General features: G+C 59.1%; 11 protein-coding genes and 1 tRNA gene. 2 read left to right on the forward strand and 10 right to left on the reverse strand.

Annotation, left to right across the window (positions count from 1 at the left end; translation table 11 throughout):
- Positions 1–75: transfer RNA gene (locus ACSHXH_RS13780), tRNA-Asn, on the reverse strand.
- A gap of 70 nt (positions 76–145) precedes the next feature.
- Entirely contained in the window at positions 146–1,057 is a 912-nt protein-coding gene (locus tag ACSHXH_RS13785) for an MBL fold metallo-hydrolase (protein ID WP_435672473.1), read from the reverse strand.
- Positions 1,058–1,150: 93 nt separating this feature from the next.
- Between ACSHXH_RS13785 and ACSHXH_RS13790 the strand changes: the two genes are divergently transcribed.
- Positions 1,151–2,449: an ATP-binding protein gene (locus ACSHXH_RS13790; RefSeq protein ID WP_435672388.1), complete on the forward strand. Its 1,299-nt coding sequence runs from the start codon at positions 1,151–1,153 to the stop codon at positions 2,447–2,449.
- 155 nt (positions 2,450–2,604) lie between these two features.
- Positions 2,605–3,051, forward strand: a complete 447-nt coding sequence (locus ACSHXH_RS13795) for an acyl-CoA thioesterase (RefSeq protein ID WP_435672389.1) — start codon at positions 2,605–2,607, stop codon at positions 3,049–3,051.
- Between the two features lie 42 nt (positions 3,052–3,093).
- On the opposite strand, the gene ACSHXH_RS13800 is transcribed toward ACSHXH_RS13795, so the two are convergent.
- The 8 genes from ACSHXH_RS13800 to ACSHXH_RS13835 all read right to left on the reverse strand — a co-directional run bounded on the left by ACSHXH_RS13800 (position 3,094) and on the right by ACSHXH_RS13835 (position 12,571).
- Positions 3,094–5,304 (reverse strand): PAS-domain containing protein, encoded by a 2,211-nt coding sequence (locus tag ACSHXH_RS13800; protein WP_435672390.1) that lies wholly within the window; start codon positions 5,302–5,304, stop codon positions 3,094–3,096.
- A complete protein-coding gene (locus tag ACSHXH_RS13805) occupies positions 5,291–6,439 on the reverse strand; it encodes an FIST N-terminal domain-containing protein (RefSeq protein ID WP_435672391.1) in 1,149 nt (382 codons plus the stop codon). Before ACSHXH_RS13805 ends, ACSHXH_RS13800 begins: the two co-directional genes overlap by 14 nt.
- Before the next feature lie 90 nt (positions 6,440–6,529).
- A complete protein-coding gene (locus tag ACSHXH_RS13810) occupies positions 6,530–7,213 on the reverse strand; it encodes a response regulator (RefSeq protein ID WP_435672392.1) in 684 nt (227 codons plus the stop codon).
- A 121-nt stretch (positions 7,214–7,334) separates the two neighbouring features.
- On the reverse strand, positions 7,335–8,624 hold the full coding sequence (locus tag ACSHXH_RS13815; RefSeq protein WP_435672393.1) for a branched-chain amino acid ABC transporter permease: 1,290 nt from the start codon (positions 8,622–8,624) through the stop codon (positions 7,335–7,337).
- The gene (locus tag ACSHXH_RS13820) at positions 8,621–9,631 is read right to left on the reverse strand and encodes a branched-chain amino acid ABC transporter permease (RefSeq protein WP_435672394.1); all 1,011 of its coding nucleotides are present in this window, start codon (positions 9,629–9,631) and stop codon (positions 8,621–8,623) included. Before ACSHXH_RS13820 ends, ACSHXH_RS13815 begins: the two co-directional genes overlap by 4 nt.
- A 126-nt stretch (positions 9,632–9,757) precedes the next feature.
- Positions 9,758–10,504 carry an ABC transporter ATP-binding protein gene (locus ACSHXH_RS13825; RefSeq protein WP_435672395.1) on the reverse strand — a complete coding sequence of 249 codons (747 nt, stop codon included), beginning with the start codon at positions 10,502–10,504 and terminating at the stop codon, positions 9,758–9,760.
- A complete protein-coding gene (locus tag ACSHXH_RS13830) occupies positions 10,501–11,280 on the reverse strand; it encodes an ABC transporter ATP-binding protein (RefSeq protein ID WP_435672396.1) in 780 nt (259 codons plus the stop codon). The genes ACSHXH_RS13825 and ACSHXH_RS13830 overlap by 4 nt, the downstream gene beginning before the upstream one ends.
- A gap of 94 nt (positions 11,281–11,374) precedes the next feature.
- Entirely contained in the window at positions 11,375–12,571 is a 1,197-nt protein-coding gene (locus ACSHXH_RS13835; protein WP_435672397.1) for an ABC transporter substrate-binding protein, read from the reverse strand.
- Positions 12,572–12,658 lie beyond the last annotated feature (87 nt).

Raw genomic sequence — 12,658 nt, forward strand, 5'->3', positions numbered from 1 at the left:
TGGCTCCGGCGGTAGGGATCGAACCTACGACCAATTGATTAACAGTCAACTGCTCTACCGCTGAGCTACGCCGGAACACGAGGCGGGGTTTAGCAACAGTGATGCGGCGCGTCCAGAGGGTTTTCGGAAAAAAATGCGTTCGCTGTTATGTTAATGCAAATACGGTCTGCGCAGACAGTGCGCCCGTTGGTGCAACGGTGTTTTTTCCATGAAGATCAATAAGATGTGCAAGGACGTTTCGCGTTGCAGCTGGCAAGAGCGCAGCAGGCGTGTCGGAGTAGATCCGGGCAGCAAGAGCGGCACAGGTAGCCGGGCCATCTTTGAGCGCGTCCAGCACAGCCGCCTCGCGTGACAGTCGGTGCGCAATCAGCCACTCCAGCCGCGCGTGGGGGGCCGTGATCGGGGCACCGTGGCCGGCATGAAACACCGACCATGTCTCGGTCTGCAAGCGACGGCAGGACGCCATGAAATCGGTTAGGTCGCCATCCGGCGGTGAGACCAGTGAACTGGACCAGCCCATGACCAGATCGCCACAAAACAATACATCATCCCAGGCAAAGCTGAGATGATTGCCGAAATGACCGGGGGTGTGGATCGCACGCAAGGTCCAGTCGATCCCGTGTACCGCGTCCCCGTCGGCAAGACAGATATCAGGGTGAAACTCCTCATCCACGCCTTCGCCGCCGTCCAACAGCCCTGATTTGGCCAGATCCCGCATCACCGCGCTGCGCCCGCCTTTCGCGTCGGAAAACGCGTAGACTGGAGCATTCACGGCGTGCGCTAATGGCCGCGCGAGTGGGGAGTGGTCCACATGGGCATGGGTGACCAGAATTGCCGACACCTGTGCGCCCGTCACAGCCTCTAGAATCGCCTCCAAATGCTGTTGGTCCGATGGGCCGGGGTCGATGATGGCCAGATCCGTGTCGCCCAGCAGATAGGTGTTGGTGCCGCGAAAGGTCATCGGTGACGGGTTCGGGGCCAAAATTCTGCGCAGACCGGGGGCCAATATTTCGGCACTGCCGGGTTCAGGGCGAAAGTCGGGCTGCGGATCCTGCATCATGATGCCCAGAGCATCAGCCCATCTTGCAAATTGCAATCCCTGTTGCGCAGAGACATTCCGTTTTGTCAAAGGGTGGAGTAGCGTCGCGCCATGACATTTGACTGGCTCAAACGCTATATGCCACGCGGGCTGTACGGACGCGCGGCGCTGATCCTGATCCTGCCAGTGGTGACACTGCAACTTGTCGTGTCCATCGTGTTCATTCAGCGGCATTTTGAAGGGGTGACGGAACAGCTTAGCCGGGAAATGGCGCGCCAGATCAACACCGCGCTGGACCCGGTCCGGGAGGGCGATACGGTCTTGGCCGACGCGCTGGATCTGACGTTCCTGCCCACCACGCTTGAAGCAATGCCGGATACAGACTTGCGGCGCTGGTTCGATTTCTCGGGCATCGTGGTCATCCGCACGTTGCAAACCCATGTGATCGGCTATGAACGTGCGCATTTGGTGGATGATTGGACGGTCAACGTCTGGGTCAAACGGGGCGACCAGCCTTTGCGTCTGATCGAATTTGACCGCGAACGGGCATCGGCCTCTAACCCGCATCAGCTTTTGGTCAACATGGTGGTTTTCGGTGGGTTGATGACGTTGATTGCGTTTCTCTATCTGCGCAACCAACTGCGCCCGATCACACGGCTGGCCGAGGCGGCGGAATCCTTTGGACGAGGGCGCAACGTGCCCTATTCGCCGTCTGGTGCAGTCGAAGTGCGTGCGGCGGGGCATGCGTTTCTGGACATGCGGGCGCGGATCGAACGCCAGATCGAACAGCGCACTATGATGCTCTCGGGGATCAGCCACGATCTGCGGACCCCTCTGACGCGGTTGCGGCTGGCTGTGTCCATGCTGTCGGACGAAGATCGTGCGCCGTTGGAGCGCGACATCGACGATATGCAAAAGCTTATTGACGCGTTTTTGGATTTCGCCCGTGGCAATGCTGATGGTGCGCCACCCGAAGCCACCACGATGCCGGAGTTTGTGCAGACCGTTGTAGATGATTGCGCGCGCGCGGGGATGCCGGCGATGCTGGTCGCCTCAACGGGGCGCGGGCAGGTGATGCTGCGTCAGACGGCGATGCGCCGGGCGATTGAAAATCTGATCGGCAATGCTGAACGCTACGGCAACCGGTGCGAAGTGTCCGTGGCCCTGACGGACAAATCGCTGCGTATTCGGATCGAAGATGACGGCCCCGGCATACCGTCAGATCAACGAGACAACGCGCTGCGGCCCTTTGTGCGTCTCGATCCTGCGCGAAATCAGGACAAGGGGTCCGGCGTCGGTTTAGGCTTGGCCATCGCCGCCGATATCGCGCGGTCACATGGTGGTGTTCTGCGTCTGGGCACAAGCGACAGCATGGGCGGTCTGCGGGCGGATATCGTGATTGCGCGGTGAAATAAAATTACGCGGAGCTTCTCTACGACATTGGTATTGCCTCATGAACGGGCAGATTTGACGAAAGATGTTGAAAACGTCACCAATAATCTGAAATACAGACACAACCCGGTTCCTGCCGGGGTTTGGGAGAGACTTGCACAGGATGGTCCGGGATGCCGGCTTACCAATACGTTCACGATGTTATGCTGCGCGACTGCGAAACATCCGGCATCGTTTTTCTGCCTCGTTATTTCGAGATGGTGCACACCGTTATCGAAAATTGGCTGGACGAGGCGCTGGACTGGCCCATGAGCCAGATACAAGGCAGCGATGCGCTGACCTTGCCGTTCGTCAATATCTCGGCCGAGTTTTCGGCTCCAAGCCGTCTTGGGGATCGTCTGACATGGCGATTGTCGGTGCGTGAATTGCGTCGGAGCAGCATTTGGGTCGAGCTTGTTGCAACCACCGGGGCCGAGACGCGTGCTTCAATCACTGGAACGCTCGTGTTGTCCGAAGGTGTGGCGTTGAGAACGCGCCGTTGGCCCGATCCGATCGCCGAACGGGTCAAGGATTATCTGGTCACGCCGAACGGCAACATCCGGAATAAGGTGGCCGAATAGACCTTGGGCGTTGTGCGGTCACTTTCGGCCAGTCGATCCACCCTAATGCACAATATGCTGCGCGGCGGTGTAAAAGAACTCTACAAGCTTGGTGCGATCAATTGGCTTGAGAAGCAGATCAATCCCCAGACGCTTGGTTTCTTGGCGCAATTGGGTTGACCGCTCGGCGGATACGATGGCGCAGGGCAGGCGGCCCATACGCCGGGTCAGCTCTTCGTAAAGCTCTGTTCCGGTGGCACCGTCCCCCAATTGATAATCCAGCAAAAGCGCGTCTGGCGTGATCTGAAGATCAGCCATCAACTCCAGCGCATTTTCGGCGTTTTCGCTTTCGATGACGCTGATCCCCCAGCTTTCGACGAGGAGCGACATGGCGCGTCTGAGCTGTGGATCGTTCTCCACCAAAAGGACGATCAGCCCGGATTTCAGCAGGCCCATTGCAGACGCATTGCGCGAGACCTTGGACAGGCTTGGCTGTGCATGACGGGCGCGCGGCACGTTCAACATGAAACATGACCCACGGCCCAGTTCGGACCACAGGCCAAGCGGATGGCCCAGCCGTGCGCAGGCCCGTTCGACAATAGCCAGACCAAGCCCCAGCCCGTCATTGTTGCTGGCAGTGGTATCAAGGCGGCGGAATTCTTCGAAGATCGCGTTCTGATCCTCCTCGGCAATGCCGGGGCCGGTGTCCCACACCTCGATCCGAACTGAATCACCGTTACGCCGCGCGCCGACGACCACACGGCCTGAGTCAGTATAGCGGATGGCATTGGTCAGCAGGTTCTGCACGATGCGCCGCAGGTAGGATGGATCAGAGTCCACGACATGCGAACTGTCTACAATTCGCAAGGACAGTCCCTTGCGTTCCGCCAACAACCCCATCTCGTCGCGTAACGGATCAAAAATCTCGCGGAGCGCCACTGGACGGATGTCAAAGCTCAGCCCATCGGTTTCCAGCTTTGAGATGTTAAGCAGTGCGTCGATGATCTGTTCGGCGGCACCAAGGGCGGTTTCCGCCTTGGCCAGAACGGCCTGTTCATTGGGGGTGTCGATCTTGTCAGACAACGATGCCATGAACAGCTTGGCCGCAGACAAGGGTTGCAACAGGTCATGACTGGCAGCCGCCACAAACCGCGATTTGGACGCGTTTGCACGTTCTGCCGCACTTAGTGCATCCTCAAGCTCCAGCGTGCGCTCCATCACCCGCTGTTCAAGGATTTCGTTCAACTCATATAGCTTGCGGGCGGCTTCGCGTTCAGCGGTGACATCGGTGCAGGAAATCACAAAGCCCCGGTCCGGCATGTCGCGGCCAAAGATGTGCAGGATGATGCTGTCGCCGCGCTGCACTTCAAAGGACACGGGCTGTCGCAGGCCGTCCGCCACTGCCCAACGGCGGAACGACGCGCGGTCAATCCCGCGGGTAAATTTGAACGCATCATCCAAATCGTCAAGCAGGCCGATAAAGGACGCGCCAATTCGCAGGCGTCGTGCAGGGATCGCCAAGAGGCTCCCCAGTTTCTGGTTCCAGCCGACCAGACGCGCGTTTTCGTCAAAGATACACACGCCTTGGTTCAGGTGGTCCAGCGTGGCACGGATCATGCGGGTTTGCTTATCCCGCAGCTTGGCCTGTTCCTGCCGTTCGATCCGCATGATATCGGTGATGTCGGTCTGAAGAACCACAGTGCCGCCATTGGCCGTGCGGTGTTCGGACACCTGCAACCAGCGGTCCTGCGTAAGCTGCACGTTGAACATCACCCGCCGGTCCGTGTGCCGTTTGCGGCGCAGCTTGGCCCATGTGTTGCGATCCTGATGCTCGGGCAGATGCAGATGCGCTGATCGGCTGACCCGGTCCACATAGCTGTCAAAGGCCAGACCGGGCTTCAGATCATTGGCAGTGTCACGGAAATCCCGGCAAAAGCGCGAATTGCACATGACCAGAAAATCACTCGGATCAAACAGCGCAAAGCCTTCTGAAATCGTCTCGATCGCATCAGCAAGGTTGCGCCGCGCAGCTTCGGTGTCTTGATTGGCCTGCGCCAGTTGCGCGTTGGCGTCATGCAGCAGGTCCAGCGTCTTCTCAAGTTCGAGCGTACGTTCCCGCACCCGCTTTTCCAGCAGCGCCGCGCGTTCGAATTGGGCATAGGCCGCGCCTGAATGCGATGTCCCGTATTCGACACGCCGCATGAGGCTGTCGGCGATCTTGAGCAGCTTTTCGTTCTGACGTTCAAGACTGTCAGTTGGATCAATCAGGGACACGGGTCGCCTCGTGCGCAAGAGGAGGATAAATTGCAACGCCGGTCAGTGTCTGGTTCACATGCAGACCGCCGATCTGTTCACCATAGGTCGAAAACCCAACCACATTATGCGCCTGCAACACGTCCGACACAGCGCGGCTTTGCTGGATGCGCCCGGCCTCAATGCGCCGCAGTATGCAATCACAGCCCAGAATGATCTCGGGTTTTGTGTGCTTGGCAAGGCTCTCAAGCCCACGATCCAGATGCGCCGCGATATCGTCATGGGTGGCCAGCGTCAGAACCATGCCTTCGTTGATGGCCGAAAAGAACACCAGATCGTGGTTTTCCTTAACCTGCTGAATGGCCCGCACATGGTGCGCATCGCCCAGACGCACAACCACCGGGTGTTCGGCAAAGATGAATTGATCAAGCTGGTTCGGGTCCAACCCAAGCAGTCGGGCATATTCAAGAGCGGCTGGTTCCGCGTTGATTTCATGCACGATTCTCGTTTCGGGCGAGGCCGATGTGACCACCATGCGCTGGTCGGTCGGAATCAGGTGATCAAGGCTGAACACCCGAACAGGGCGATCACAGCGCACAAACACCACCACGGCGGCGTTTGTCATCACAACACCGTTGCGCGCAAGCCAAGTCTTGCCAAACCGGGTGCCATCGCCTGACGACCCGCCGAACAAGGGCGTCGGGCCAAGCCCGGCTGACAGGAAAGCTGTTAATTGCTCTTCGCGCAGACTAAGCCCGTCCACCATCAGGAACGCAAATTCCGAGGACCATTCCGGCGTTTTCTGGATCAGGGTCAACCGTGCTTCGATCAAGGCGCCGGCAACAACCTCTTCCTGTAAATTATCAAGATTTTCAATAGAATATGTCGTTATTTTAAAGTTATTTTTGCGAAAGGCGACCGCGATGATCTGCTCTTCCTCATATCCGGCGCGGCCAATTTCACCGGCGGTCGTGCATGCCAAAACATCCGCGTCGCCGAACCGGCGCGAGGTTGCTGCCACCGATGCGCCAAAGTCCGCCTCCGGAGACACAAATAGACAAACAAGCTCGAACGGTCCCGGCCCAAGTTGTTTGGCTATTTGGTCTGCGAAGTCTGGATCGTCACAGCGCACCTGTGCAACTGCGATGACCTCCACGGCGGTCTCAGAACGTTCGGTCTCAGGAAAAATCCTGCTTCCTTCCACTCTTTGGTTCCCAAGTGTTGGCTGTCTTGGATGATAGGAGGATCACAGGTCGTTTGGCAAGACGCGGTTGAACCGCGCTTCCTGTGCGATCAAGACCGCCTGCGTTCGGCTGTGCACACCGAGCTTGCGCATGATGGCTGTCACATGCGCTTTGACGGTGGTTTCGGCGATGGACAGGTCAAATGCGATTTGCTTGTTCAGCTTGCCTTCACAGATCAGGTTGAGGATGCGCGCTTGCTGGTTGGTCAGGGATGCCAAGCGCGACAGCGCCTCTTCCGGGGCGTCGCGGGGATTGTCTTGCCCTTGGGGGTCGATATAGCCATCCGGTACAAATGACAGCCCGTCGCGCACTGCGTCAAACGCCTTGCGGAACACGGCGCGCTGGGAATGCTTGGGCACAAACCCGTTTGCTCCGGCTTTCAGCGCATGGCTGATCATCCGGTTGTCGGCCATTGACGACACAATCAGGATCGCGGATTTCGGCGCTGCCGTGCGCAGACGGATCAATCCATCAAGCCCGTTCACATCGGGCAGATTCAAATCCAGCAAGATCAGGTCGAACTCGGTCTCGTCATTGACCTTGTCCAGCGAGGCATCAAGCGTGCCAGCCGTCTGAATCTCGGCGAAATCGGCAATGGATCGCAGGGTCAACATCAACGCGTCACAGAACAAAGGATGGTCGTCCACGACCAAGGCGGTCAACGCGGTTGTCGGGATATCTCGCATTGTGCTGCTCACTTCTGCCATCCGGGCGGCAGACGCAGCGCACGTCTGCCATGTCCGTTCACTTTAGGCGGTTCCTGCCGCGCCGTCTCTTGCCGAAAGGTCTCATACGGCGCGGCAGGGGTCATCGTTCGGGCAAAAGCCCGCGTGGATAGAGCCGGAGCACCAGCAACAGGATCAGCCCCATCGTCAAAAGGCGCATATGCTGCACGCTGTCCATCAGATGCGCCTTGAGCCAAGACCCGTCCGCCATGCCCGCGGTGATCGCCGACATCAGCAATTGACCCATCGGCTCGACCTGCACCCACAGGAACCAGATCAGGAACCCACCCAATACCGCGCCAAGGTTGTTGCCGGACCCGCCGACAATCACCATCACCCAGATCAGGAAAGTATATCGCAGCGGTTGATAGCTTCCCGGAGTTAGCTGCCCGTCCAGCGTGGTCATCATGGCACCGGCAATGCCGCAGATCGCAGAGCCCAGAACAAAGACCTGCAAATGCCGGGCCTTGACGTCTTTACCCATGGCGCGCGCGGCAGTTTCGTTATCGCGGATCGCGCGCATCATTCGGCCCCAAGGACTGTTCAGCGCGAGTTGCGACAGAACGAGCAGGACAATCAGCACCGCCGCAAACAGCAGCCCGTACTCGATCTTCACATAGATGGTCGATGCGGTGGTCGCATCCAGCCCGAACCCTGCCGCACGTTCGACAAAGGCGGGATCGTTCTGAAGGTCCACCTCGAACGGTACTGGGCGGGGCAGGCCGATCACATTCTTCACACCGCGCGCCAGCCAGTCCTCGTTCTTGAGGATCGCAATGACGATCTCGGCAATTCCGAGCGTAGCAATGGCCAGATAGTCCGACCGCAGGCCCAGCGCTGTCTTGCCGATCACATAAGCCGCACCGGCGGCCAAAACGCCGCCCACAGGCCACGCCAGCAACACCGGAAGGCCAAGTCCCCCAAGATAGCCCGCCAACGCCGGATCAACCGCCTCCACGGCCTCAACCGCGGGGTCCAGCACCATGCGATAGATCACAAGGCCAATCAGCAGCACCGCCGCCGTGCCCCAACCGCGCAGCTTGCCCGTGGTGCGCGACCAGACCAGCACCGCTGCCACGATCGTGGCGGCGCCCAGCACAAGTCCCAACAGGATGTTGCCGCCGCCCGCCTGCCACGCCGCACCCACAGGCGGCATGGAAATCAGCACAACCGCCAGCCCGCCCAGCGCGACAAAGCCCATCACACCGACGTTGAACAGCCCTGCCAAACCCCATTGCAGGTTCACCCCCAGCGCCATCACCGCACTGACCAATCCCATATTCAGGATCAGCAGCGCCGAGTTCCAGCTTTGCACAAATCCGGTCCCAAGAATGAGTCCCGCCACTCCCGCAAACAGCAACACCGTTTTCATAGCGATTTCCCCCGGAACAGACCGGTTGGTCGGAACAGCAAAACGATCACAAGGATCACGAAACTGACCGCAAATTTGTATTCCGTACTCAGCATTTGCACCAAACCGTCAGGCTCCAGGGCAGGGGGCATGATGTAGACTAGCACCTTTTTCCACGCATAGGTGATGCCCACTTCGGAAAACGCGATGACAAACCCTCCGGCGATGGCACCCAACGGATTGCCCAATCCGCCCACGATAGCGGCGGCAAAGATCGGCAACAAAAGCTGGAAGTAGGTGAACGCCTTGAATGACTTGTCCAGTCCGTAAAGCACACCCGCGACCGTGGCGAGGGATGCCACGATAAGCCATGTCACGAGCACGACGCGTTCGGGGTTGATGCCCGACAACAGTGCCAGATCTTCGTTGTCGGAAAACGCCCGCATGGATTTGCCGGTGCGCGTCTTGTTCAGGAACCAGAACAACGCCGCCACCACCACGATTGCGGTCACCACCGTGATCACCTGCGTCGTGCGCAGGGCAAGCCCTTCCTCAAGGCCTGTCATGTCGCGGAAGGTGCGGGCCGAGATCACGAACCGCTCACCATCGGCAAAGCGGTGATCATCCGGGCCAATGATGATGCGCGTAAAGCCATTGTAGATGAACATCACGCCCATCGACACAATGACAAGGATCACCGGCTTGGCCTTTTGTGCGCGGTAGAACTTGTAGACATACTTGTCCGTCAGCAGCACCAGCGCGGTTGCGCCCAGAATGCCGATCGGGATCGCAAGCAGCGCCGTGGGCAATGGCCCAAGGCTCACGCCAAGGCTTTGCAGCCCCCATGTGGTGAGGACCGCAAACATGGTGCCTGCGGCCATTGTGTCGCCATGGGCAAAGTTGGAAAACCGCAAGATGCCATAGATCAGCGTCACACCCAAAGCGCCGAGCGCAAGTTGGCTGCCATAGGCAATCGCCGGGATCAGCACGAAATTGGCCAGCGCCACGATACCGTTCAGGAAATCCATGACACAGACCCTTTGGCCAAATCGGGGCACACCCCTTGCTTTTTCTTTTTCAAAATACGCACGTCCATCATCTCCATCCCGCGCGCCCTTTGGCAAACGCGTTGACCGGGCCTTTGCCCGGTATCCCTATCCACCCAAGAACGACCGGCGCACATCGGGGTTCGCCAAAAGCTCTTTTCCAGTGCCGGAATAGCCATTGGCACCCTGTACGAGGACATATCCCTTGTCCGCGATCTCCAGCGCCTGCCGGGCGTTCTGTTCCACCATCAGGATCGAAATGCCCGTCCGCGCTACTTCAATGATCCGGTCAAACAGCTCGTCCATCACGATGGGCGACACGCCCGCCGTCGGCTCATCCAACATCAGCACCTTGGGTTGCGTCATCAACGCCCGACCCACCGCCACCTGTTGCCGCTGCCCGCCGGACAGTTCGCCCGCCGCCTGATGGCGCTTTTCACGCAGGATCGGGAACAGCTCGTAGACCTGTTCCATCGTGGTGCGGAAATCATCCTCGCGGATGAACGCTCCCATCTCAAGGTTCTCTTCCACTGTCATTGACGTAAAGATGTTCGACGTTTGCGGGACAAAGCCCATCCCGTGCCGCACCCGCGCTTGTGGGGTCAGATGGGTGATGTCCTCTCCATCCAGCAGCACGCGGCCCTCACGCAGGTCGAGCATACCGAACACGGCTTTCATCGCGGTCGATTTACCGGCGCCGTTGGGGCCGACAATCACCGCGATCTCGCCGCGCTCCACAGCGATAGTGCAACCATGCAGGATGTCGGGGCCGGTCTTGCCATAGCCGCCGGTCATGGTCTCGCCGATCAGAAACGGAGCGTCTTGTGTCTTGGTCGCGGTCTGCGTGGTATTCATTGCACCGCTTCCTTGTTCTTGAGGCCAGTGCCCAGATACGCCTCGATCACGCGCTCATCCGCCTTGATCTCGTCGATGGTGCCTTTCGACAGCACCTTGCCTTCGGCCATGACAATCACCGGATCACACAGCCGTCCGATGAAATCCATGTCGTGCTCGATCATGCAGAAGGTATAGCCGCGCTCCTGGTTCAGCCGGAGGATCGCATCCCCAATGGTGTTGAGCAGGGTGCGGTTCACCCCTGCGCCAACTTCGTCGAGAAAGACGATGCGGGCGTCGACCATCATGGTGCGGCCCAGTTCCAGCAGTTTCTTCTGCCCGCCCGACACCTGACCGGCCTTGTGATCCGCCAGATGTTCAATGGTCAGAAATTCCAGCACTTCATCCGCCTTGGCGCGCAATGCACGTTCCTCATTGGCGATGCGTTTGCGACCGAACCATGTGTTCCAAAGCGTCTCTCCCGTTTGACCGGCAGGCACCATCATCAGGTTCTCACGGCAGGACATGGACGCAAATTCATGTGCGATCTGGAACGTGCGCAGAAGCCCTTTGTGGAACAATGTGTGCGGCGGCAGGCCGGTGATGTCTTCGCCCGCCATGAACACCTGACCCGACGTTGGGGGAAGAACGCCTGCCACCACATTGAAAAGCGTCGTTTTTCCCGCACCATTGGGGCCAACAAGGCCGGTGATCGACCCGGTCTCGATCTCAAGCGTTGCGCCGTCCACTGCGTGAAAGCCGCCAAAATGGCGGTGAAGATTTTTCACCTCGATCATCGTGTATCCCTGTGGCGGTTTTGTTTTTTCCGCCTTTTATAGTGAAACGGCGCGAGAAATTCCCGCGCCGCTCGAAATCTGAAGGACGGCGCGCTTAGCGGTAGCCGACCACTTTCAAAGCGCCGTTTTCCACTGTGAATTCGGCATAAGACCCTGCCGCTTCGCCCGGCTCGACCAGTTCAACGCCTGTGGCGCCCTGGTAATCCACGTCACCACCGGCAGCGAGGATTTCCAGCGCCTTGTCCAGTTCGCCCGGCAGGATCGGCTCGCCCGGTGCGTTGGCCACGTCAAAGATGCGCGAACCGTAGTCGCCCGGCTCCATCGACCCGGCTGCGGCCATGGCCAGCAGCATCAGCGCTGCGGCATCATAGGACTCGCCCGCATAGACAGAGGTTCCATCGATCCCGGCGGCGGTTGCCATTTCCTGGAACATCGCGGCGCCTGCATTGTCCGACCCCGGAGCGGTGCCGATCATGCCAGCGATGTCATCACCGAACCGTTCGGCCAGCGAGTCGCCGATCATGCCGTCGCCCATGGCGAACATGTCAAACGCGCCTGTGTCCAGTGCGCCCTGAATGACGCCCGCGCCACCCTGATCGACATAGCCCAACACGACCAGTGCATCGCCGCCAGCCGAGGCCAGCGCGCCGACTTCGGCCGAATAATCGGCCTTGCCGTCCTCATGCGGAGCGGACAGGGTCACGGACCCGCCAGCGGCCACATACGCGGCTTCGAACGCATCGGCAAAGCCTTTGCCGTAATCGTTGTTGGTGTAGGTCACAGCCGCGCTGGTGATGCCTTTTTCCATCATGATGGTCGCCAGAACGACACCCTGACGCGCATCGGACGGGGCGGTGCGGAAGAACAGGCCGTTGTCTTCAGCAGCCGACAATGCGGGCGAGGTTGCGGAGGGCGAAATCATGACCATGCCGTTGGGCACAGACACGTTTGCCAGAACCGCGCCGGTGACGCCGGAACAATCCGGACCCATCATGGCCTTGATGCCGTCGCTGGTGATCAGGCGTTCGGCCGCTGCTGTTGCCGCGGCGCTGTCCACGCAGGTTGAATCTGCACGGACGGACGTGACGGTGGCACCGTCAAGAAGTTTGCCGCTTGCGGTGACTTCGGCCATCGCCATTTCGGCACCCGCCGCCATTGACGGTGTCAGGGATTCAATCGGGCCGGTAAAGCCAAGGATGACCCCCATCTTGATTTCTTTGGAATGGCCGTCTGCAAATGCCGCGCTTGTCATCAAGGCGGCGACCGCAGTCGCTGTCAAAAACGTTTTCATATGTTCACTCCCATGTTGGAACATCGTGATGTTCTGACGAAAGACGATATTCATCTGTTGTGGAAAAGAAAAGACCTCTCGATCGGA

Origin of the sequence: Marivita sp. (assembly GCF_051251565.1) — a bacterium.
Lineage (GTDB): Bacteria > Pseudomonadota > Alphaproteobacteria > Rhodobacterales > Rhodobacteraceae > Marivita.